The following is a 22,968-nucleotide window of genomic DNA, read 5'->3' as shown; positions in this document are numbered from 1 at the left end:
GGTAGTGGCTTAAACCTCCCGCTGCAGTTCGCTGCCACAGCGGCTGCAATATTCAGCATCCTGATCGTGTCCCGTTTTCAGGCAGTTGCTGCAACGGCGCAAATCGCGATTACGGCCCATTTCCTGGGAAATCTCGGCGGTAAGTATCCCGGTGGGGATGGCAATAATCGAGTAACCAATCAACATGGTCAGCGCAGCAATCGCCTGACCTAATTCGGTTTTTGGGGTGATGTCACCATAGCCTACCGTGGTGATGGTCACTATGGTCCAGTAGATGGATTTGGGAATGGATGAAAAGCCATTCTCCGGACCTTCCACCATGTACATGATGGCGCTGAGCACCATGATGATAAGGCTCACCGAGAAGAAAAACAGAAATACCTTACGGCCGGACTGCATCATGGCCTTGAGCAGCAGATTCCCTTCGCTCAAATAACGCAGCAGTTTGAGCACCCTGAAAATACGAAACAGCCGCAGCACCCGGATGATGAGGGTAAAATTGGCCCCGGGGAAGAACAGCGCCAGATAACTTGGCAACACCGACAACAGATCCACAATGCCGTAAAAACTGCGGGCGTACTGCCAACGATGAGCAGAGCAATAAATTCTGAGCAGGTATTCCAGGGTAAAAATCACCGTAAATACCCACTCGAGGGCGTGGATAACATCGCCCCAGCGCTCGTTAATGCTGGATACCGTGTCCAGCAGCACCAGGGTAACACTGGCGATGATGCACAGAATCAACCCCAGGTCGAACCAGCGTCCGGCAGGGGTATCTGTGCCAAAAATAATGATCCTGAGTTTTTTCTGTAGCTCGCTCTCTGGCGCAGCAGGCGCTTGAGTCATGGTGTATTGTCCCTGAAATCCCTGATATCGCAGCAAAACGCTAACAGTGTGCCACGCACTGGGGTCTGGCTCAAAAACAATTCTCAATCAGGTTTTCTGCCGACTTTTCAGCGCAGGCCTGCTTGGGTAGAATCGGGGGCTGCGCGAGGCGCTTAGTCGTATTCTTTGGGGTAATCATGTTCCGTTTGCTTTGTTTTGTGTGTTTGCTGGCCACCTTTGGCGCCGGCGCGGCCGCCATCAAGCCTGGTCAAAAGGTGGATTTGGTGGTGGTCAACAAGTCCGACGCCCAAATGCAGGTGTTTTACCGTGGTGAGCTGATTAAAAGCTACCGCATCGCCATGGGAGACAACCCCAAAGGCCACAAGCTTAAAGAAGGCGATCAGCGCACGCCTCAGGGCCGTTATATTCTCGACTTCAAGAAGGCCGACAGCGCCTACTACCGCTCTATCCATATCTCCTATCCCAACGAAGAAGATCTGCTGCGTGCCAGCGCGCTGGGGATAAGCCCCGGCGGCGCCATTATGATCCACGGCCAGGACCCCAAGTCCCCTCTGAGCGCCGAAGAAGCCCAAAAGTACAACTGGACCAATGGCTGCATTGCCGTGACCAACAAAGAAATGGATGAGCTGTGGCAGTTGATTGACCCAGGCACGCCCATCGAAATCTGGCCATAAGAGGTAACCTTGATGCTCGCAAGTGAGCTGTACGCCAACTGGGCCGAATTTGAAGCCAATATTCTGAAACTGATGAAAAAGCTCGGGCTGGATGGGCTCAAGCTTGAATGTGACCATGCATCTCTGCGGGTCAACAGTGTCGAGGGCGCCGAGCAACTGAAAGCCGATTTTGCCAATCTTGGCGATATCATCAGCGACAATATCATCAATGGCAGACCGATTTTGATCATCCGCCTGCATCAACCGCTCATACTTGGCAGCATGTCAGTGCCCTGCATCGAGCTGCCCTTCCCATCGGAAAAACGCTATCCACAGGAAGGCTGGGAGCATATCGAACTGGTCCTGCCCGGTGCAGACCAAGGCGAAGCCCCAGGAAAAGGCAGTGAAGCTCAGAGCTGCGAGGAACTGGCGGCTCAGCTGATTGCCAGAGTCCCTTCACTTGCTGCGGTGCTCGATGGCAACACCGATGTGAAAGTCAAAATGAGCTCCCCCAAGGGCGAAGCCGAACGGCTGGCCAACCCTACCATCGCCTTTGGTTATCAGGGGCTGACGGTAAAAGTGCACCCCCACAGCATCGAAGCCATCGTCGCCAGCGAGCAAGCCCGAGTCTGAGCCCCAACGTTCAGGCTGACTCTGCAAATCTACTTATCTCACTCCGCCCCCGGCTAGCCACCGGGGAATGTTTGGCATTTCAGCTCAGTGTTTCAGCAAGCGAACAGACAAAACCCGTAATTGCACTTTTTACGGCTTATACCGGCGCCAATTCTTGGGTAAAGTAGCCTGAGTATTCAGCGGGTCTGGCCCGTAACATCTTGATGGAGGATGTCATCCATGGCGTCGGTTACCACCAAAAAACACCCCAATGGACTCGATTATGTCGATGTCGATACCCGTTTTTGCAAGGCGCGAATTTTCTTACAGGGCGCCCAGATAGACTTTTTCCAGCCCGCCGGTAAGGCGCCGCTGCTGTGGGTATCAGAGGCGGACGACTATCAACCCGGCAGCGGCATTCGTGGCGGCATTCCGGTTTGCTGGCCCTGGTTTGGTATGCACAGCAACCCCGACTTTCCCCAGCACGGTTTTGCCCGCACCCGTTTGTGGAGCCTAAGACACACCCGCATGGCCAACGAAGCGGTGGAACTCAGCTTCACCCTGAACGTCAGTGAGCAGGACAAGCGCTTCTGGCCACACGACACCGAAGTGGAAGTCCGCTTCCACCTGACCGAGGTCCTCAAAGTCACCCTGGTGAACCGCAATGTGGGCCAGGAAACCGTGACCCTGACCCAGGCGCTGCACAGCTATTTCCCCATTCAGGATATTCATTCCCTGGTCGCCAAAGGCTTCAGCGGTGCCAAGTACATCGAGTTTGGCGAAGGCCCCTACCCGCAGGATGGCGATGAAGTGACCTTTACCCGGGAAACCGACCGGGTCTACACCGACCTTGGCCCAGTGCAAACCCTGCATACCCCGGAAGGCGTGATTGAAGTGGCGCGGGAGAACAGCCAGTCAGCGGTGCTGTGGAATCCCTGGATTGACAAGTCCAAGTGGCTGACCCGTTTTAACGATGAAGACTACCTCAGCATGGTTTGCCTCGAAGCGGCCAATGTACTGGAAGACAAGCTGGTGCTGGAGCCAGGGCAAACCCACGAGCTGTCGACGATAATTCGTTGGAAATAACCTTTGCGGCCTGGCCTGACCTAAAACGATAAACGCGCCTTCGGGCGCGTTTTTTATTACCAGGCTGACATCAGCTTGCTCGTTGCTTCTTCTTTCGCCGGTTTTTCACGGGCTTTTCTCAAGTTTTGCGCTGGTTTTTCGCGCTGTGTGTCCAGGCTGTATCCCGCCAAGCTGCTCGGCAGGATGTTGCCGCTCGCAAGCCCCCATTTTGCAAACTGCGTTTGATTTCAGTCAGGCAAACACATTAAGCATCACCCACAAATCCATCACCAGCAGACGCTGCAAACCAAGCGTTAATCTCACCTGAAACAGACCGCATACAACAAGCTGTTTAAGGGCTTGCTGTAATGCCTTGCTTAAAGACTGAGCAGCCAAGCGTCGCTTTTTGGCGGCCATATCAGTTTGGCCGGATTTCTCATTGCCTATGTTGCACGTTCGTGCAAGTTTTCTTAACAGCATTATAACAATAATGAGGAGAACTCATGCACATCAAGACTCGAAAGCATTGGCTACCCACGACGGTAGCATTGGCCGTTGCCCTTCATCTGGGCGGCTGTTTTTCTGATAGTGAAGATCCTGCGCCAACACCGGAGCCACCGGCAGTTACGCCACCGGCCACCGGCGGCCCAACCTTCCCCGAAGGCGCTATCATGGTGGAAGCCGGTGAAAACCTGACCACCCGTATTCAGGAAGCACTGATCAACGCACAAAGCGGCGATGTAATTGTGCTGCCCAAGGGCCGCTTCGAAATCCAGTCCACCCTGCTGTTTGATGGCGACGTGGATGGCGATGGCGCCTTTGCCAAAAACGTAACCCTGATGGGCTACGGCAAGGACGACACCATTCTGGATTTTGCCAACGCCAATTCCGGCGACGGCATTTTCGTGCAAAATGCGATGAACATTACCATCCAGGATCTGTCGGTGTATGAAGCCAAAAACAACGGCATCAAGCTGAAGAACACCAATGGCATCATACTGCGCCGCCTGGGCGCTGTATGGGAAGGCGCCCTCGACAAAGATAACGGCGCCTACGGCCTGTATCCGGTGGAGTGCGAAAACATCCTGATTGAAGACAGTTATGTACGCGGCAGCGCCGATGCGGGCATCTACGTGGGTCAGTCTGAATACATAGTGGTACGCAACAACATCGCCAAGGAAAACGTGGCCGGAATTGAGATTGAAAACAGCCGCTACGCCGATGTATACAACAACGAAGCCATGGGTAACACCGGCGGTATTCTGGTGTTCGACTTGCCCATCAATAACCACAGATACGGCTCCAGCGTGCGTATCTTCGACAACAAGGTGTACGACAACAACACCCACAACTTTGCCAACGCCTCAGCCAACCCGGCCGGCGTGCATATTGTGCCTCCGGGCACAGGGGTGATTGTGCTGTCCACCAGTGACGTGGAAATCTTCAATAACCAGATAACCAACCACGACACCCTCGGGCTGACAGTCTCCAGCTTCTTTATCGCCGAGCCTGAGATCAGCGATTTTGTCGCCAACTACGGTCAACCCGGCCAGGCCATTGAAGATGGCTGGCGTCCGGTGCCCCGCAATATCTATGTGCACGACAACGAAATCAGCGGTTACGGCAAAAAGCCCAACGGCTATCTTATCACCGACATCATCAATGCCTTTGTGCTGACCCACGGCGCCATGCCGGGGATCCTCTACGATGGTCTGGGTGAACTGCTGGCCAATAACGGCACCGCCGCCTACCTTGGCCTGAAGGAGATGCCTTTTGCCGACGATGGCAGCGACAACGTCTGTATGCAAAACAACGGCGATGTCAGCCTGGGGCAGCTCTACGGCAACAGTAATACCGATTTGAGTATTGCCGATGTGATGTATGAAAAAAACCAAACCAATCTGATGAAATGTGCCCAGGTCAGCCTGCCGGTGCATACCGTCACCTTCGGTGAACAAATCTTCGGCTGTGGCGTGGACGACGACACCGCTGGCTGTGATGGCGGTAATCTGATTGGCGGCGGTGGCACCATTGGCGACGGCGATGGCGGCATCATAGGTGACGGCGATGTGAGCCTGTGTGAAACCGCTGGCAGCGGCGTAAACTGGAATGCACTGGCCAAGGCCAATTGCCCTAAACTGTCGGATTACAATCTGTTCAGCGATGGCACAGATCCAACCCAAAACGCCAATGGCGGCATGCCTTATGACTTGAATACGCAGCTGTTTACTGACTATGCCAGTAAGTATCGCTTTGTATTCCTGCCGGACGGCACCAAGGCGCAGTACTCAGAAAACGAAGCATTCGACTTCCCGGTGGGAACCGTTATCAGCAAAACCTTCGCGCTGCCCGCTGACACTGCCAAACGGGGTATAGAAAACGAAGATCTGATTGAAACCCGTCTGCTTATCCACCGCGCCAGCGGCTGGACTGCGCTGCCTTATGTGTGGAACGCCCAAAAGGATGAAGCCGTGCTGACCAAGCCCGGTGCCGTGCAGGCCAAAACCGTGAAGCACAACGGCGAGATCCTGAGCTTCGACTACATGGTGCCTTCCATCAACCAGTGTAAGCAGTGCCACCAGTTCAAGGCCGAAGGTGAAGACTACCCACGTTTCGTCCCCATTGGCCCCAAGGCACGCTTCCTCAATGGCGACTTCGCCTATCAGGACGCTACCGTGAACCAGCTCAGCCGCTGGCAGAGCGCAGGTATTCTGCAGGGCTTGCCTGATTTGGCCACTGTACCCAAGGTGCCTGCTTACCACGACGGCGACGAAACCAAGGTTACCAGTCTGGACAACGACACCCTGATGAACACCGCCAAAGGCTATCTGGACATTAACTGTGCCCACTGTCACCGCCCGGAAGGCAACGCCTCCAACACCGGCCTCAAGCTTGAGTACTGGCGCGCCTACGGCGATGACAACGGTTTCTCCCACGGAACCTGTAAGCAGCCTGTTGCCTACGGCGGCGGCAGCCTGGGTTACGATGTGGTGCCCACCAAGCCAGAAAGCTCCATCATGCACTTCAGGATGGCGAGCACCGAGCCTGGCGACCGCATGCCGGAAATCGGCCGCAGCCTGGCCCATACCGAGGGTGTTGCCCTTATCCATGAATGGATTAAGCGTCTGCCTGCAGCCGCCTGCTCCAACTGATAAGCATTGAGTAACAGCTGAAGGCCGGTTTATCCGGCCTTTTCTTTGGCAAGGAGGTAAGCATATGCCAAGGGCTAAAAATAAAAGTGCCCCACAGCGGCGCAATGTGAGAAGCATCATCATGCTGCTGACCGCACTGTTAACCCTGGGTGGCTGCGGTGGCGGTGAAGACAACCCGGCCTCGCCACCCGCTGGCGCAAATGGCGGCTCGGGAAGTGGTGGCTCAGGAAATGGCAGCACTGGCGGCTCGGGGTCAGGCGCAGGTTTATGTGCAGCGACCGAGGGCGAAATTAACTATCAGGCATTGATGCAGGAAAACTGTGCCAAGCTCAGTGATTACCGTTTGTTTGCCGACCCGGCCAATCCCGGCGCCCAGCCAAATGGTCGCGGCGAGCCCTACATGCTTGCCAGCGAGCTTTTTACCGATTACGCCATCAAGCGCCGCTTTATCTTTTTACCGCCCGCGACCCAGATGAGCCTCGTTAACGGCCAGCTTGAGTTTCCTGTGGGCACTGTGCTGATCAAAAGCTTTTATCTTCCTGCCGATACCGAACAACAAGACCCGCTTAACGCAAGGCTTATCGAAACCCGGCTGCTTATCCAACGTGAGTCAGGCTGGACTGCTCTGCCCTACGTATGGCGCGATAACGGCAGCGGCGCCTTGGAAGCTGTGCTGACCGAAGCGGGCGCGGATGTTTCCCACAGCCTTAACCGCGGCGCAGAAACATTGGACTTCGGCTATCACGTGCCAAGCCGGGCCGAGTGCAAAATCTGTCATCAGGATCTGCAAAACGAGCTGGCGGTGATTAAACCCATTGGCCCCAAACCATTGTTGCTGAACCGCGACATCAACAGAAGCGGCAGCGCAGAGACTATTAATCAGCTGCTTTATTTCAAAGATAAGGGGCTGATAACCGGCAATGTGGAGCTAAGCGCACTGCCACGTACCTTCGCCATAACCGATGAAACCGCCGACCTTACCGCCCGCGCCAAGGGTTATCTGGATGTCAACTGCGCCCATTGCCATAAGGCCAGCGGCTTTGCCAGCGTGTCGGGGTTACGACTTGGGTTTGAGATTGACCATGAAAGCGTGCAATACGGCATTTGCAAGCAGCCGCCGGGGTGGGATGGTGGCGAGCGTGGCCTGTCCTACGACATAGTGCCGGGTAATGGCGATCACTCGATTGTGGTCTATCGCCAAACCCTGTCAGCCCCGAAAGACAGAATGCCGCCGCTTGGGCGTAATCTGGTCCATCAGGAAGCGGTAGCGCAGATCAGTCGCTGGATTGATTTGATGTCCCCTGCCCTTGGGAACTGCCAATAAGCCGTTGAAACTTGCCGGGCGGCGCGCCAAGCCAGTGCTTGAAGCTCGCCCGAAAGTGGCTCACGTCGGTAAAGCCCAGCCGCTCGGCAATATCATCGGCGCTAAGGTTTCCCTGCAAAATAAGGCTGATGGCTGCCTGGCTTCGCACCTGATCCAACAGCCGCTGATAGCTGCAACCATTATCGGCAAGCTTTCGGCGCAAGGTTCGCTCACTCATGCCAAGGGCCTGGGCCATATCGGTAAGTGTGGGCAGCAACGGCATCTGAGACTTAAGCTGCTCCAGTACCCCGTCGATGAAGCTGGGTTGGGGCAAACAGGGTTCTTTGCGCTCTTCATCGCTGAAGCTGTAACGGACCGGCAATGCGAGGGTATCGGTGGCAACCCGCCACTCATAGAAGGGCGCGTTAAATGCTGGGGTCACTCCGCAAAGGCTGCTGATAAAATCAGCCTCGTGGGGCGGACACGCCAGAGCCACCGAATCCAGGTTAAAACGCTCACCGCAAAGGGCTCGGCCCAGCACCACAAGAGCCCCAAGACTGTGCAGAAAGTGGCACTGAAACAGTGAGTTGGGCAATCTTAGGGTGTTAATCCAGCGCACGCTCAGGGCGGAGTTGCTCACACTCACCAAACTGTCGCTCATGGAACCTGCCCACTCCGGGTTATCGTTGAGCAGTCCAAAGCAATCTCCCAGAGTTTCACAGCGGGCAAGGTAGCCTTTCAAAAAGCCAAGCTCCGCCACCTTGTAATCGGCTGCAGCGCGCATACCTATCTGACAATCGTCGCTGAAACTGCACAGCGCCTCCATGGCGCCCGCCACTTGCCAGACCGGCACCAGGGTCATATGCGCAAGCACCTCTGGGGCAACCCCAAGGTGCTCGCAAACATCCCGGTAGCAGGCCTCACCAAAGAGCCGCCCAATGGCACCCAACACCTGAGCCAGCTCCCAGGCAGGGTACCCTTGATCCCCCACCATGGCGCCGGCGCGATAATTTGACATGTTAACAACCGTTTGTGACTCCCCCGAACTCTCTGTTGTATACCATTTATGTGGTGAAGAAAACCCCGTATGCACGCCGGTCAGCTTGCCGGGCTTGCAAAGGTCAGGCACAAAAAAGCCTGCAAAAGCAGGCTCTTGAAACAATGCGTTTGTCTTTTTGCTCAGGGCAGCGGTTTATTCTTTTCCGCAAGCTTGCCAAAGAAGGTACTCACCGACAGCGCCGCGCTGTGGGCTAACTTATCAGCAAGCTTTTTCTTGGGTTGGAAGCGCACCTTAATCAGGGTTCGGTCTTTGGCTGCAGCCAGCATCAGGTCGTCACTGGTGGCAATTTCATCCACCAAACCCAGCTCCAGCGCCTGTTGACCGTACCAGTGCTCACCGGTGGCGACTCTGGATAAATCCAGCTCAGGGCGATACTTGCCAACGAAGGCCTTGAACAGCTGATGGGTTTCTTCCAGCTCTTCACGGAACTTCTGCCGCCCTTCTTCGGTATTTTCACCAAACAGTGTCAGGGTACGTTTGAAGTCGCCGGCGGTATGCTGCTCGTAATCGATATCATGCTTTTTCAGCAAACGGTTGAAGTTGGGCAGCTGAGCCACCACACCGATAGAGCCGACAATCGCAAAAGGCGCGGCGTAAATGCGTTCGGCCACACATGCCATCATGTAACCACCACTGGCGGCCACCTTATCAATACAGATACTGAGGGGAATATTGGCCTGACGCAGACGGTCGAGCTGACTTGCCGCCAGCCCGTAGCCATGCACCATACCGCCGCCACTTTCGACATTCACCAGCACCGCATCACCGGCTTCAGCCACTGTGATAATGGCGCTGATTTCTTCGCGAAGCGACGCAACCTCATGGGCATCGATACTGCCTTTGAAGTCGAGAACGAAGGTGCGCGGCTTGACGCTCTCGTCCTTCTCTGCGGCTTTGCTTTCTGCTTTTTTGGCCTTTTCGTAGGCTTTCCAGGCTTTTTTATCCAAAAGCTCATGTTTCAGATGGTCTTTCAAATGTTCCAGTTCTTCGGAAACATTGGTCAGCACCAGCTCCCCCTTGTCCCCTCTGGTGCGCGCTGCTGAGGCGAACAGGATCACCAGCACGGCACCGATGGCTGCAACCAGGGTCACCGCCTTGGCAAGGAAGAGCCCGTAATCGTATAAAAATTCCAAATCTTGCTCCAAAGCATCCCATCACCCGCTTTAAAACGGGCGAGCATAAAAGTGGGGCTATTCTAGCAAGTCAGCATATAAATCCAATAAAAAAACCGGCCATAAAGACCGGTTTTTACTATCGATATTACCGATTAGTCACAGCTTTTCAGCACGCTTGGGTCATTGACCAGAATGGTCGCGCTGCCAGCTGCGGCGGTCTTGGCAAATCCAGCTACCTGCCACTGCATTTCAGCGGTGGCCTGGGCAGCCTTACCATCGGTGGCGCCTTCAACCTCACCGGGGTTCACGATTGAGCTGTGATGCCCCTTGATAAAGCGCACTGCACCTGAGCCCACTTCGGTGGCATCGCGGCACTCAAGACCAAGGCTTGCAATAAGTGGCTCAGTACCTGACAGCGGGAAGCCTTCAACGCTGTTTGGCAGAACCAGATCCGGTGCGTTACCGTTGCCATCACCAACGACCTCAATCAGGTGAACCGGCAAACCTGTGGCCTTCAGCATAGACCCGTGGTTCACAGGGTCGATTGAATCAACACCGGTTTGAATGGCAAAGGCAAAGCTTGGGATAAAGCCAGCGTATACCTGTTGCACCAGCGCGGCGTATTCAGGGCTGCCGGGCTCATAACCTGCGGCATTGGCAGCATCTACCAGCGCCTTAAAGTCCTCAGTGGCGGTGATGGTGTTAAACAGCACAGGGCCAAAGGTGGCAGAGCCTGCAAAAGCGCCGGCCAGACCACCGGAAGGTGCCACCAGCGATGCAGCCGTAATGCCGTAGGCATTTGGCAACGCGTTGCCGGTAGATGGGTCAACCAGGCCGGTTGAGGCATAAGTGGCAAAGTTGGTGTTAACAATACCACCAAGGCTCAGGCCCTGAGACGACACCTTGCTCACATCAAACAGCTGTGGCTGGTTGTTGGCAGCCAGATACTGCGCCATACCGGTGAGTGCCAGACGCACGCCCAGATGATCCACAACCGCCTGACGGAAGTTATCCCGCACTGACAGTGAGCTTGCGACATTCACAAATACCAGTGGCGAGCCGTTCTTGAACGCATCCGGCTTGCCGATGGCGTCGCCAAACGAGGGGTCACTGGCAGACACTTCGTACACACCGTCTTTATTTGCATCGAAGCCACGCTCACCGTGCAGCGGCATATCGATGGCAATGGTGGCAACACCAACACCGGCGTAGCTGCCGGCATAGGCCAGCGCCATCTCTTTACCACCACCCAGGCCGTGCATGGCCATGTTAACCGGCCAGCCGCTCGTTGGTGGCACGAATACCTGCCCCTGCGCCTCGGTAAAGGCTTTCAGCTTGGCTGCATTGGGTACAGTGATAAGCACAGGCACAGACTCATAGGTCTTGGGCGCTGGAATGGGGTTGAACTTGGTGACGTGACGGGTTTTGTCAGCAGGGGTGCCATCGTCGAGCTTAAATTGCTTGCCGGCCAGCAGCGCTGGATTGGCAAGGGCTGCTGATGGGTCTTCAATGCCTTGCGCCACAGCCTGGGCACCAAAGTTTTGCTGACTCAGGGTGCCGGCCTGCAGTGCCAAAAGTACAGATACAGGGCTGTCACCAAGAGCATTCCAGCGGCCATTTATAGTGGGCTTCATATCGGCGCTTAAGCAGCCGTTGGATGAACAGTCGCCGTAGACTGGCAGCTTCAGCGTGGCTTTCCACACATCAGCCAGATCGGCAAGCACGTATGGCAGCCCCATCTCTGGGGATAACTGCAGTGCCTGCGCCACTGTGTAACCCGCTGGAGCTGGTGTCACCTCAAAGGATGGCTTGAACGCATCGTTGCTCGCCATCAGCAGTTTTAAGGTTTCATAGGCAGGGTTTACTGACTGAGTGGTAAACAGGCTTGAATAGCTGATTCTGGCCTTGTCGACGCCCTTGGACTCGAGGGCATTTTCATAGCTGTTCACCAACGCCTGCAAGCCACGCTGGGCTTCAGTTCCCAACGGATGAGTGGTGATATCCATCTTCACCGAGGCATAGGTCGATGAAGGCGCAACCGGACGCCCTTCTGAATCTTCAATCAGATTGGTGGTGGCGTAAATGTAAGAATGACCGGCTTTGAGAGGCTTGAGCGGCACAATCACAATCTTGTTGCCCACAGCCTTGCTGATGAAATCAACGCCAAACTGCAGCTCGTCACCAATCTTACAGGCAGACACAGAGGCGGCCGCTTTACATTCAGCATCCGATGACAGCGCACCGCCAACTGTGGCTTCAAACAGACGCACGGCACCAGGCTGGAACACTGAGGCTTCACTCAGGAACAGTTCGTTGCCGCTGTGATCTTTGGAAGGTGCAAAGTCGATGGAAATGGGCTGTGTGGTCGACCAGCCATCGAGGGCACCCAGGGCGTACTGAGGATTGGTGTAATCACCCCCTTCTTCGCCGGGGATGCTCAGGGTGCCATCGAGGGTACCACTGAACAGCAGATCGCTTGGCAGTGGCACCTTGCCCGCCGTTGGGTCAAACACCAGGTGTGATTCAGGGATCAGCGGCTCTGTCTTGTCCTTGAGCTCATTGACACTGCCCTCACCACCACAGCCTGTGAGGCCCAAGGCAGAGGCGATTGCTACTCCCAAAATGAGTCTTTTCATCTTTTTTCCCCAAATCTTGTTGTAATAATTTTGTTTTCCCCAAGAAATTGGTCACAATAGCCGATATTGCGAAGCCAACCGGACTTATGTTGTCCGTAACTCGTTTCAACTTAACGCAAAAATATTGAGTTCGCTACATTTTTGTCACACAGAATGCCGATGCGAGCAGCCAATAAACAGTCATTTGTTTGAAACAGTTGTTTGACTCTAGAAAACCCTCAATATTGACGGGAAGTTGCGCCAAGAGGAAGTTCAAATCCATGTTGGAATATCAAGTTGCACCCGACGCCCTGAAAGGCAAAACCATTTTGGTAACCGGTGCCGGTGACGGCATTGGCCGTGCCGCCGCCCTCGCCTATGCCGCCCATGGCGCCACCGTTATCCTGCTGGGCAGGACGGTAAAGAAGCTTGAAGCGGTTTACGATGAAATCGAAGCAGCGGGTTTCCCCAAGCCAGCCATAGTTCCGCTGGATATGAAAGGCGCCACCGAGCAAAACTATCGTGACATGGCCGAGACCATTGAAGAGCAATTCGGCCACCTCGACGGCGTGCTGCACAATGCCAGTGTGCTGGGCGTACTCGGCCCATTCGAGCATATCGATTTGGCGTCACTCGAAGAAGTGATGAAGGTAAACGTGACGGCGCAGGCCATCATGACCAAACATCTGCTGAAGGTTCTGCGCAAAGCGCCACTGGCCTCTGTGGTGTTTACCTCAAGTGGCGTTGGCCGCACCGGCCGTGCTTACTGGGGTCCTTATTCATTCTCCAAATTTGCCACCGAAGGCATGATGCAGGTTCTGGCCCACGAGTGCGACGGCACCAGTGTGCGCGCCAACACCATCAACCCCGGCGCCACCCGCACCAAGATGCGCGCCAATGCCTATCCGGGTGAAGATCCGCAAACCCTGAAAACCGCCGAAGAGCTGATGCCACTGTATGTATACCTGATGGCAGACAACAGCAAAGACCAGAACGGTCAGGCCTTCAGCGCGCAGTAAGCAGTATCAACAAGGCCCGCCACCGCGGGCTTTTTTATTTTAAGCAAATTATAAAAACTTATGACTATGACGACTCCCTACTCCACAGCCTCTTATCCAATTGGCACTCCGGGCACCCCCTGGAGTGATGCCGACAAACAGGCCTGGTTTGACGCCCAAACCGTAAAGCGCAGCTATCAGGAAGAAGTGCTGTCCCGCATTTTGCCTTTGGCAGCCGGCTTTGAGCTGCTGAACTACGGCGCCCTGTCCATTAACCCTGAGCGTTTCCCGCTGTATGCGCTGAAGAATGACTGGCAGGCTGGCCTGCCACTGGCGTTGGTGACCGGCGGCGTGCATGGCTACGAGACCAGCGGCGTCCAGGGCGCACTGGATTTCCTGCATCAGCATGCCGCGGATTATCAGGGTAAGGTCAATTTACTTGTCGCCCCCTGCGTCAGTCCCTGGGGCTATGAAATCATCAACCGCTGGAATCCAAAGGCGGTGGATCCCAACCGCTCATTCGTGGAAAACAGCCCCTCGGAAGAGTCAGCTGCACTGCTTAAACTGGTTGCCGCCAACAAGCATGACTTTGTACTGCACATCGACCTGCACGAAACCACCGACAGCGACGAAACCGAGTTCCGCCCGGCGCTGGCCGCCCGTGATGGCAAAGACTATGAGCCCGATCTGATCCCGGACGGTTTCTATCTGGTGGGCGACAGTGATAATCCCCAGGAAGCGTTCCAAAAGGCCATTATCGACGCCGTGGAAAAAGTGACCCATATTGCGCCGCCGGATGACAAAGGCAACATTATCGGCTCGCCTGTGGTGCAGCACGGGGTGATTAACTATCCGGTGAAAAAACTGGGCCTGTGCGCCGGTATCACCGAGGCGACCTTCACCACCACCACCGAAGTGTATCCGGACAGCCCCAAGGCAACGGCTGAAGAGTGTAACGCCGCCCAGGTCGCTGCCATTCGCGCCGCCCTGGACTTTATGCTGGCAAACCGCAGATAAGTTTGAACTTGATCTGCTTGAATGCAAAACGGCAGCCCAGGCTGCTGTTTTTGATGGTTATTCGAGTAACAGGCTTGCGAAATAAATGGCCGTTTTGCCTTCGTGGCTCGAGTAGTAACTCACCCACAGCCCATCACCATCGTCTGTAGCGCGCATCAGCACCCCCGCATAACTGGTATCGCCGCCGGACGGCAGCGCCAGATGCTCGGCAACATGGCCGGTACTTTCGCAAATCTCCACCAGCGACGTTCGAACTTTATCATCATACAGCCGCACAATCGCCAGCAGACGGCCACGCCAGCGAAAGGCCACCGGGCCGCCGATGCGGCAATCCAGCTCCAACCAGCGCCAGTCAGTAAATGGCGCCTCGGCTTTGCCAAGCAGGGCCAGTTTACGTTCATCCCACACAGGATCGCGCCTAAGCAGGCAAGTGAGGGTACCGCCGCTGAATTCAAGCCCCGACTCATTGACGTAACCATCCTGATTTAAGGGGGCAACCAGGCTGGTAAAATCCGCGCCCTGAAGAGGTTGTCCAGCGCTCGCCCGGTACAGGCGCACGTCGCCATCCGGGCCTGGGCGATAGCCTACGCCGTAGAGACTGTCATCCGCGGCAATGACCCGCCACAGCCAGTATCCGCTATCGGCACAAGGCTGCGCTTCCTGCCACTGAGAGCCGTCCTCTGAGCGCCACATCAGCGACTGCAGCGGCTCGCCTGCCAAAGTCCGGGCACCAAAAAGATACAGCTGTCCTTGCCACACCAATAATCTGGCATCACGTAAATCGCCTTTCGAAGCCTGGATAAAGGCTGCACTTTGCCAACTGCGTCCGTCATCGGACGACATCAGCACCCTAAGCCCGCCATCGGGCGATACGTGGGCGGAACCTTCCCGGAAGGCACAGTAAAGTCGTCCCTGAAACTCAATCAGATCGGTAAAGGCATTGTGCTCGCCCTTATCCCAGATTTTTGTAACCGACAGCAGTTTCATGGCAATTCCCGCAAATTCAACGAATACAGAACCATATAACACAAAAGGCCGCATATGCGGCCTTTTTTAAGCTGAAATCCGTGTTCGCGGATTAGCTGCGGGTACGGGTTGGCTTGGGGCGTTTGCTACTGCCTGCTGCACCCACCTTGCTTTTACGCACGGCGCGGCGGATTTTGGCGCTGCGCACCTGAGCGGCACGGGCCACACTGTGCTTGTCGGCGCCCAGCATGGAACGGGTTTCCGGATCCATGCCAGCCAGTTGACGCAGGTAGTTCACCTGCTCCAACGGCAGCTCAGTCCAGCCACCACGTGGCAGGGTTTTGGGCAGTTCAATCATGCCGTAACGCACGCGGATAAGGCGACTTACCTGCACATCCTGCGACTCCCACAGACGACGTACTTCGCGGTTACGACCTTCGCGCAGACCCACGTGCCACCACTGGTTCATGCCTTCGCCGCCAGCTGACTTGATATAGTCAAACTGGGCTGGGCCATCTTCCAGCATTACGCCGGTACGCAGCTTTTGGATGGTGAAATCGTTCACATCACCAAAGGTACGCACCGCGTATTCACGCTCCACTTCGTTTGAAGGGTGCATCAGGCGGTTTGCCAGCTCACCATCGGAGGTAAACAGCAGCAAACCCGAGGTGTTGATATCCAAACGGCCCACGGCCACCCAGCGCGCATCACGCAGCTTTGGCAGACGGTCAAACACGGTTGGACGGCCTTCAGGATCTTTGCGCGAGCAAATTTCACCTTCAGGCTTATGGTACGCCAGCACCCGACAGATGATGTCGTCGGCTGATTTGATAGACACCAGACGGCCGTCGAGACGCACTTTGGCATCGGCATCGACACGGTCGCCCAGATTGGCGATTTCGCCGTTGATACTCACTCGTCCTGCAGCAATCCATGCCTCCATCTCACGACGGGAGCCATGGCCTGCACGGGCCAAGACTTTCTGCAATTTTTCACTCATGAGTTAACTCTTCCTGCGGTTGTGGCGCCTCAGAGGGCTTACCAAACAACGCATCCAATGACTCGAGATCGGCCAGCACAGGTAACGATGCCAGACTGTCCAAGCCAAAATAGGCCAAAAATTCTGAAGTAGTGGCATAAAGCGCCGGGCGTCCCGGTACTTCTTTGTGCCCTACCACTCTGATCCAGCGACGATCAGATAAGGTTTTGAGGATATGACTGCCAAGGGCAACCCCCCTCACCTGCTCTATGTCCCCCCGGGTGACCGGTTGGCGGTACGCTATGACCGCCAGGGTTTCCATGGTTGCCCGCGAATATTTGGGCGCCTTCTCCTGCCACAGGGTTTGCAGAAAAGGGTTCAGGGCTTCCTGGGTTTGAAAGCGGTAACCACCCGCCACCTTCACCAGGTTTACCCCACGTTCCTGATAATCGACCACCAGCTCGCCAATGGCGGCACTGACCCGCTCCCGGGAGACCGAGAACTGCGCCAGCACCCCTTCACGCAGTGCTTTAATGGTCATCGGCTTTTGCTGAACGAACAGACAAGCCTCAATTAACTGTTTGAGCTGTAAATTATTAATCTGTGCCATCAGGCTGCCTTCACATAAATGCCGCTGAGGGGCTCGGCCTGGTACAGCTCCACCAGACTCTCTTTCACAAGCTCCATCAGCGCAAGAAAACTCACCACTACCCCGGCGCGACCTTCATCCACACCAAACAGCATGGAAAACGGCGTAAAACTCTCATGGTTTAGCTTGCCGAGGATTTCGCTCATCCGCTCCCGGGTGGAAAGCACTTCTTTTTTCACCTGATGATGCTCAAAGGCTGACGCCCGTTTCAGCACCTCGGCAAAGGCCAGCGCCAATTCCTTCAGCGATACATCCGGCGGAATGATTTGCGGCTTAAGCCCCGGCGCAGGTGTGGCCCGTGCCTGATGAACGTCCCGCTCAAGCCTAGGCAACTCATCAAGCTTAAAGGCGCCTTCCCGAATGGCCTCATAGGCCTTGAGCTGACGAATAAGCCTGACTCTCGGGTCTTCTTCCTCGTCATCTTCCACCGCCATTTTTGGCAGCAGCAAACGGGATTTGATTTCCGCCAGGGTTGCCGCCATCACCAGATAGTCAGCGGCAAGCTCGATGCGGGCATCGGTTAAAAGCTTAATATATTCAAGATACTGTGCGGCAATAAGTGTCAGCGGCAGCTCCACCACATCCAGCTTTTGTTTACGGATAAGGTACAGCAGTAAATCCAGCGGCCCTTCGAAGGCCTCAAGAAAGACCTCCAGCGCCTCGGGGGGAATAAAGAGATCCGCCGGCAATTCCCTTACGGGTTCACCGCGCACCACTGCCAGGGGCAAACTTTGCTGAACGCCCTGCATGTCTCCTCCACCGAATGCACTATTGCATACACTCACTCGTGCGCCTGCGAGGAGATTTCCACCGCTTTTTAGCCCATCATAAGGACAGGTCGCAGACACGAAAGCGCGCGATTATACCTGAGTTTGGCCGCCCTTTAAAGGAAAGGACTGATGTCGCCCGCGCCTTCGCGCAGCACTTCGAAAGTCCCCTCAGACATGTCAACCACAGTCGTAGGACTTTCAGCCAGGTAACCACCATGAATAATGGCCTCGACCTGATGCTCAAGGATGTCGCGAATATGCTCAGGATCTGACTCGGCAAACTCTTCCTTCGGCATCACCAGACTGGTGGACATCAAAGGTTCGCCCAGGGCTTCCAGCAGCGCCAGCGCAATTACGTTGTCCGGCACGCGAATACCTATGGTTTTCTTTTTGTCGTTCTGCAAACGGCGCGGCACTTCCTTGGTGGCCTTGAAAATAAAGGTATAAGGGCCTGGGGTGCAGTGTTTTACCAGGCGGTAGGCCTGATTTTCCACCCGCGCATAAGTGGCAATTTCCGACAAATCGCGGCACATCAGCGAGAAGTGATGGTCCTGCTCCATCTGACGAATACGCACAATGCGTTCCATGGCGTTTTTATCGCCGATCAGGCAGCCCAGCGCATAGCCGGAGTCGGTGGGATAGACGATAACCCCGCCGCTGCGAAGAATGTTGACCGCCTGATCTATCAGGCGTTTTTGAGGATTTTCCTCATGCACATAAAAAAACTGACTCACGCGCGCGTCCCCCAAGGTTGCGTTTCCCAGACCCAGGTAATGCCCTGGGGCCGGAATAAATTTTTGCCCAGCTCAACAAAGCTGCCGGGAAAATGAAAATCACTGCCAAGACTGCCGGCAAGGCCATTCAAGTGAGACAGCGCCACAAGGTTGGCTCTGTCTTCCAGCGTCTGCTGGCCGAGCACCACCTCCATGGCGTCGCCGCCCGCCTCTTTAAACTCCCGCACCAGCTTTTTCAGCCACTTGGCCGACATCTTGTAGCCACTTGGGTGCGCCAGCACCGCCACGCCGCCGGCGTCATGAATGATGCTGATGGCAGTGGCCATATCGCCCCAGTTATTGGGCACATAGCCGGTTTTATTGCGGGCCAGATAGCGCTTGAACACCCCGGCCATATCGGTGGCAACACCGCGCTCCACCAGCACCCGGGCGTAGTGGCCACGGCTTACTGCAGCGTTGCCCGCAAGGGCTTTGGCCGCCTCGTAAGTGCCTTCGATACCAGCCTTGGCGAGCCGTTCACCAATAAGCTGTGCCCGCTGCTCACGCAGGTTGCGCTGGTTTTCCAAAAAGGCCAGCAGCTCGGGATTGTGACGGTCAATATTGAGCGCCACCACGTGGATATCGTAGCTGTGCCAGCGGGTTGATATCTCAACCCCGTCAATCAAGGTAAGGGCTTGCCCTGCGTCCTGATTGGCAAGGTGGGCTTCGTCCAGTCCGGCCACTGTGTCGTGGTCGGTAATAGCCAGCATATTCACGCCCTGACCAATGGCGCGGCCGACAACCTCAGCCGGTGGAAGCTGACCATCCGATGCCGTGGTATGGCAGTGCAGATCAACCAAATAATTTTCATCGTTCATTCGGTTATTCTACTTGAAACTATTGATAAAAGCGCCTCAAACTTTCGCTTTGCGGCCAGCGCATAGTGCCGTAAAACCCGCGCGGGTATAAATTATGATAAATATTCAATTGACTTTCCCCCGCCCCTGGGGTTTTCTATAGGCCAATACCTGAATTCACAAGACAAAAATCAAATGCAGCCAATCAACGCTTCTATCATCAACTGGTGGTGGCACTTCCCAGCAACGCGGGTGGTGTGAAGCTTCGTGCTCATTTGACAGAGACAAGATTCATCGAAAGGCCCGCACAATGCGGGCCTTTCTGCGTTATGGCCCGGGGAAAGCGGCACAAGGTAACAATAAGGATAATCTGATGACACAAACGGCTTTTGATGCCATCGCACGGGGAGTTCTGGTCAAGGAGGCACTGCCATACCAGGATGACCCGTTGGCGCTCTACGAGAGTCTCACCCAGGATGCACCCCATACTCTGCTGCTGGAGTCGGCTGAAATCGACAGCAAGGAAAACCTGAAAAGCATCATCATGACCCACGCCGCGCTGCGTATTTGTGCCCGGGGTTACCAACTTGAGTTTTCCGCACTGGATGGCAACGGCCACACCCTGCTGCCTGCCATCGCCGCTTTCTTTAATATCGATTACACAGATTCCCTGGCCCAAAGCGGCAAGCTCGACGTGCAGCTTAATCGCGACAGCGGGCTTTTGGATGAAGATGCGCGCCTTAAGTCCACCTCACCACTCGATGGTTTGCGTGCCCTTATCCGCCATATTGATGTGGGCAATAACAGGCAGTTTGAAGATCTGTTCCTTGGCGGCGTACTGGCCTACGACCTGATTGATACGGTTGAGCCGCTGCCCAAAGCCCGCGAAGGCGCCAACAGCTGCCCCGATTACCTCTTCTACCTTGCCGACACCCTGATTTTAGTTGACCACAAAGCCCAATCCGCCGAGCTGGTGCTGACTGAGTTCCATACCCTGGACGCCGGTGGCTCAGAGCAAAGAGGCAGTATGCAGGATGAGCTTAGCCGCCGCGCCGCCGTGATTGAGGCCATCGCCGCCAAGCCAAGAACGCCCAAGCCGTTAAAAGGGGTATCGCTGGAAGCGACCGCCAGCGTCAGCGATGAAGACTTTAAGGCCTCGGTTGTGGCACTTAAGGAGCACATCATCGCCGGTGATATCTTCCAGGTAGTGCCCTCAAGAAGCTTCAGCCTGCCTTGCCCTAACTCCCTTGGCGCCTACCGCGCGCTTCGCAAAACCAACCCAAGCCCCTACATGTTTTATTTCAGGAGCGGCGACTTCACCCTGTTTGGCGCCTCCCCAGAGAGTGCGCTTAAGTATGACGCCAGCAGCAATCAAGTGGAGATTTACCCCATTGCCGGTACCCGCAAGCGCGGCAAGGATGCGGCGGGCAATATCGACCATGATCTGGATGGCCGCATTGAACTGGAACTCAGGCTGGATAAGAAAGAACTGTCAGAGCACCTGATGCTGGTTGACCTTGCCCGCAACGACATTGCCCGCATCAGCCAAAGCGGCACCCGTAAAGTGGCCGAGCTTTTGAAAGTCGACCGCTACAGCCATGTGATGCATCTGGTCAGCCGCGTCACAGGCCAGCTTCGCAGCGATCTCGATGCCCTGCACGCCTATCAGGCCTGCATGAACATGGGCACCCTCACGGGCGCGCCCAAGGTTCGTGCCTCCCAGCTTATCCGTGAAACCGAGCACATTCGCCGCGGCAGTTACGGCGGCGCCGTGGGTTACCTCTCGGGCACTGGCGATATGGATACCTGCATCGTTATTCGCTCTGCGTTTGTCAAAGACGGCACGGCCCATATTCAGGCGGGCGCCGGCGTGGTCTATGACTCAGAACCCCAGGCCGAAGCCGACGAAACCAGACAAAAAGCGCAGGCAGTGATCTCTGCCATCAAAATGGGAGGTGGCCTGTGAAACTCTATCTTTTGGATAACTTCGACTCCTTCACCTACAACCTGGTGGATCAGTTCCGCTCACTGGGCTTTGAGGTACTGATTTACCGCAACGATGTGGACCCAAAGCTGCTGGCTGAAAAGATGCTCGCCGAAGATAAGTGCGCGCTTGTGCTCTCCCCCGGCCCGGGTGCGCCCCATGAGGCCGGCTGCCTGATGGCGCTGATTAAGCTCACCGCCGGCAAGCTGCCCATCCTCGGCATTTGCCTTGGCCATCAGGCGCTGGTTGAACATTACGGCGGCAAGGTCGAGCGCGCGCCAAATGTGGTGCACGGTAAGGCAAGCCCGACCGAGCACGACGGCAGCGGCATTTTTGCAGGCCTGCCATCGCCATTGCCCGTCGCCCGTTACCACAGCCTGGTGGCCACCAAGGTGCCCGAGTGTTTGAAAGTCATCGCCACCACAGAATCCATGCCTATGGCGATTCTGCATGAGGAACACAAGGCACTCGGCTTTCAGTTCCACCCCGAGTCCATCCTCACCACCTTGGGCAGTACCCTGCTGGTGCAAAGTCTCGAGTACCTTACAGGCAGCAAGCTTAAACAGGAGGCCGCCAAATGAATGAACAGATCAAAGCGCTGCTGGATAAGGCTTATTTAGGTGAAAAGCTGAGCCGCGATGAAGCCGCGAGCGTGTTTTCGGCACTGGTAAAAGGTGAGCTTGATGAAATCACCATAGGGGCTCTCCTGATTGCCCTGAAGGTACGCGGCGAAACCATTGACGAAATCTGCGGCGCCGCCGATGCGCTGCGCAGTGCTGCAAACCCTTTCCCGCGCCCAGCACTCGATGGCTTGGTGCTGGATATCGTCGGCACCGGCGGCGATGGTTTTAACACCATCAATATTTCCACTACAGCTACCTTTGTCGCGGCCGCCGCTGGTGCCAATGTGGCCAAGCACGGTAACCGCAGCGTGTCGAGCAAATCAGGTTCATCCGATCTGCTGGGTGAGCTAGGCATCAAGCTCACCATGGCGCCGCAAACCGCCTCCAATTGCTTAAAAGAGTTGGGCATTTGCTTCCTGTTCGCGCCCCACTACCACGGCGGCGTGAAATACGCAGTGCCTGTGCGTCAGGCGCTGAAAACCCGTACCCTGTTCAATGTGCTGGGGCCACTGATTAACCCAAGCCGCCCCGATGCCATGCTGCTTGGCGTCTACAGTGAATCGCTGGTGCGCCCCATCGCCGAAGTGCTGGCCGCACTTGGGGTGAAACGTGCCATGGTGGTTCACGGCTCAGGGCTTGATGAAGTGGCGCTTCACGGCGACACCCAGGTGTGTGAGCTGAACAATGGTGCTCTGAAGGACTACCGTTTAAGCCCAGCCGATTTTGGCCTGGAGCCCATCGATGTTTCGGCGCTGGAAGGCGGCGACCCTACAGTGAACGCCGCCATCAGCAGCGCAATCCTGAAAGGTGAAGGAAAGAGTGCCCACCGCGACGCCGTGGCACTGAACGCAGGCTGTGCGCTTTACGTGGCAGGCCTTGCCGATACCCCGCAGGCCGGATTCAAACTCGCCATTGACACCCTCGCCTCCGGCAAGGCATATGAAAAGCTTGTAGGCCTTGCGGCCATGAGTCAGCAGGACAAGGCATAAGG

The 22,968-nt window shown here is 55.7% G+C and carries 21 protein-coding genes; 10 read left to right on the top strand and 11 right to left on the bottom strand.

The features are described 5' to 3' along the window. Window positions 1-9: 9 nt before the first annotated feature. The gene (locus MJ923_RS06970) at window positions 10-846 is read right to left on the bottom strand and encodes an ion transporter (RefSeq protein WP_126167265.1); all 837 of its coding nucleotides are present in this window, start codon (window positions 844-846) and stop codon (window positions 10-12) included. A gap of 176 nt (window positions 847-1,022) precedes the next feature. On the opposite strand from MJ923_RS06970, the gene MJ923_RS06965 reads away from it, so the two are divergent. The 3 genes from MJ923_RS06965 to MJ923_RS06955 all read left to right on the top strand — a co-directional run bounded on the left by MJ923_RS06965 (window position 1,023) and on the right by MJ923_RS06955 (window position 3,197). Continuing rightward, window positions 1,023-1,520: a L,D-transpeptidase family protein gene (locus MJ923_RS06965; RefSeq protein ID WP_240590475.1), complete on the top strand. Its 498-nt coding sequence runs from the start codon at window positions 1,023-1,025 to the stop codon at window positions 1,518-1,520. Between the two features lie 12 nt (window positions 1,521-1,532). Continuing rightward, the gene (locus MJ923_RS06960; protein ID WP_240590870.1) at window positions 1,533-2,132 is read left to right on the top strand and encodes a VOC family protein; all 600 of its coding nucleotides are present in this window, start codon (window positions 1,533-1,535) and stop codon (window positions 2,130-2,132) included. A 219-nt stretch (window positions 2,133-2,351) separates the two neighbouring features. Then, window positions 2,352-3,197, top strand: a complete 846-nt coding sequence (locus MJ923_RS06955; RefSeq protein WP_240590474.1) for a D-hexose-6-phosphate mutarotase — start codon at window positions 2,352-2,354, stop codon at window positions 3,195-3,197. 231 nt (window positions 3,198-3,428) lie between these two features. On the opposite strand, the gene MJ923_RS06950 is transcribed toward MJ923_RS06955, so the two are convergent. Continuing rightward, complete coding sequence (locus tag MJ923_RS06950; protein WP_240590473.1) at window positions 3,429-3,593, bottom strand: hypothetical protein; 165 nt, start codon at window positions 3,591-3,593, stop codon at window positions 3,429-3,431. 86 nt (window positions 3,594-3,679) lie between these two features. Here MJ923_RS06950 and MJ923_RS06945 point away from each other — a divergent pair, with 86 nt between their 5' ends. Both MJ923_RS06945 and MJ923_RS06940 read left to right on the top strand, forming a co-directional pair. After that, window positions 3,680-6,328 carry a parallel beta-helix domain-containing protein gene (locus MJ923_RS06945; RefSeq protein ID WP_240590472.1) on the top strand — a complete coding sequence of 883 codons (2,649 nt, stop codon included), beginning with the start codon at window positions 3,680-3,682 and terminating at the stop codon, window positions 6,326-6,328. Between the two features lie 64 nt (window positions 6,329-6,392). Further along, a complete protein-coding gene (locus MJ923_RS06940) occupies window positions 6,393-7,652 on the top strand; it encodes an SO2930 family diheme c-type cytochrome (RefSeq protein WP_240590471.1) in 1,260 nt (419 codons plus the stop codon). Here the strand turns inward: MJ923_RS06940 and MJ923_RS06935 are convergent. The 3 genes from MJ923_RS06935 to MJ923_RS06925 all read right to left on the bottom strand — a co-directional run bounded on the left by MJ923_RS06935 (window position 7,603) and on the right by MJ923_RS06925 (window position 12,442). Continuing rightward, window positions 7,603-8,649 (bottom strand): AraC family transcriptional regulator, encoded by a 1,047-nt coding sequence (locus MJ923_RS06935; protein WP_240590470.1) that lies wholly within the window; start codon window positions 8,647-8,649, stop codon window positions 7,603-7,605. The two genes, MJ923_RS06940 and MJ923_RS06935, sit on opposite strands and share 50 nt — an antisense overlap. A gap of 161 nt (window positions 8,650-8,810) precedes the next feature. Further along, window positions 8,811-9,824 carry a protease SohB gene (gene sohB / locus MJ923_RS06930; protein ID WP_240590469.1) on the bottom strand — a complete coding sequence of 338 codons (1,014 nt, stop codon included), beginning with the start codon at window positions 9,822-9,824 and terminating at the stop codon, window positions 8,811-8,813. Window positions 9,825-9,958: 134 nt separating this feature from the next. Continuing rightward, window positions 9,959-12,442: a VolA/Pla-1 family phospholipase gene (locus MJ923_RS06925; RefSeq protein WP_240590468.1), complete on the bottom strand. Its 2,484-nt coding sequence runs from the start codon at window positions 12,440-12,442 to the stop codon at window positions 9,959-9,961. A 260-nt stretch (window positions 12,443-12,702) separates the two neighbouring features. Here MJ923_RS06925 and MJ923_RS06920 point away from each other — a divergent pair, with 260 nt between their 5' ends. Next, entirely contained in the window at window positions 12,703-13,440 is a 738-nt protein-coding gene (locus tag MJ923_RS06920) for a YciK family oxidoreductase (RefSeq protein WP_240590467.1), read from the top strand. 60 nt (window positions 13,441-13,500) lie between these two features. Continuing rightward, window positions 13,501-14,436, top strand: a complete 936-nt coding sequence (locus MJ923_RS06915; RefSeq protein ID WP_240590466.1) for a M14 family metallopeptidase — start codon at window positions 13,501-13,503, stop codon at window positions 14,434-14,436. A 57-nt stretch (window positions 14,437-14,493) separates the two neighbouring features. Here MJ923_RS06915 and MJ923_RS06910 read toward each other — a convergent pair whose 3' ends face one another. The 6 genes from MJ923_RS06910 to rnm form a co-directional block, all read right to left on the bottom strand. Beyond that, window positions 14,494-15,423 carry an exo-alpha-sialidase gene (locus MJ923_RS06910; RefSeq protein WP_240590465.1) on the bottom strand — a complete coding sequence of 310 codons (930 nt, stop codon included), beginning with the start codon at window positions 15,421-15,423 and terminating at the stop codon, window positions 14,494-14,496. A gap of 91 nt (window positions 15,424-15,514) precedes the next feature. After that, entirely contained in the window at window positions 15,515-16,402 is an 888-nt protein-coding gene (gene rluB / locus MJ923_RS06905; protein WP_240590464.1) for a 23S rRNA pseudouridine(2605) synthase RluB, read from the bottom strand. Continuing rightward, window positions 16,395-16,991 carry an SMC-Scp complex subunit ScpB gene (gene scpB, locus MJ923_RS06900; protein WP_126167276.1) on the bottom strand — a complete coding sequence of 199 codons (597 nt, stop codon included), beginning with the start codon at window positions 16,989-16,991 and terminating at the stop codon, window positions 16,395-16,397. The genes rluB and scpB overlap by 8 nt, the downstream gene beginning before the upstream one ends. Further along, entirely contained in the window at window positions 16,991-17,779 is a 789-nt protein-coding gene (locus tag MJ923_RS06895) for a segregation and condensation protein A (protein WP_126167277.1), read from the bottom strand. The genes scpB and MJ923_RS06895 overlap by 1 nt, the downstream gene beginning before the upstream one ends. Window positions 17,780-17,913: 134 nt before the next feature. Continuing rightward, the gene (locus tag MJ923_RS06890; protein WP_126167278.1) at window positions 17,914-18,534 is read right to left on the bottom strand and encodes an L-threonylcarbamoyladenylate synthase; all 621 of its coding nucleotides are present in this window, start codon (window positions 18,532-18,534) and stop codon (window positions 17,914-17,916) included. Then, the gene (gene rnm, locus MJ923_RS06885) at window positions 18,531-19,391 is read right to left on the bottom strand and encodes an RNase RNM (protein WP_240590463.1); all 861 of its coding nucleotides are present in this window, start codon (window positions 19,389-19,391) and stop codon (window positions 18,531-18,533) included. The genes MJ923_RS06890 and rnm overlap by 4 nt, the downstream gene beginning before the upstream one ends. A 352-nt stretch (window positions 19,392-19,743) precedes the next feature. On the opposite strand from rnm, the gene MJ923_RS06880 reads away from it, so the two are divergent. The 3 genes from MJ923_RS06880 to trpD are packed head-to-tail and all read left to right on the top strand — an operon-like array spanning window position 19,744 to window position 22,966. After that, complete coding sequence (locus tag MJ923_RS06880) at window positions 19,744-21,336, top strand: anthranilate synthase component 1 (protein WP_240590462.1); 1,593 nt, start codon at window positions 19,744-19,746, stop codon at window positions 21,334-21,336. Continuing rightward, window positions 21,333-21,935 carry an aminodeoxychorismate/anthranilate synthase component II gene (locus tag MJ923_RS06875; protein WP_240590461.1) on the top strand — a complete coding sequence of 201 codons (603 nt, stop codon included), beginning with the start codon at window positions 21,333-21,335 and terminating at the stop codon, window positions 21,933-21,935. Before MJ923_RS06880 ends, MJ923_RS06875 begins: the two co-directional genes overlap by 4 nt. Then, window positions 21,932-22,966, top strand: coding sequence for an anthranilate phosphoribosyltransferase (trpD, locus tag MJ923_RS06870; RefSeq protein WP_240590460.1), 1,035 nt, complete (start codon window positions 21,932-21,934; stop codon window positions 22,964-22,966). The genes MJ923_RS06875 and trpD overlap by 4 nt, the downstream gene beginning before the upstream one ends. The last annotated feature ends 2 nt before the right edge of the window (window positions 22,967-22,968 follow it).

It is taken from the genome of Shewanella zhuhaiensis (genome assembly GCF_022484835.1).
Classification (GTDB): Bacteria; Pseudomonadota; Gammaproteobacteria; order Enterobacterales; family Shewanellaceae; genus Shewanella; species Shewanella khirikhana.
Note: the sequence above shows the minus strand (reverse complement) of the source record. Positions and strands in the feature narration are given on the sequence as shown.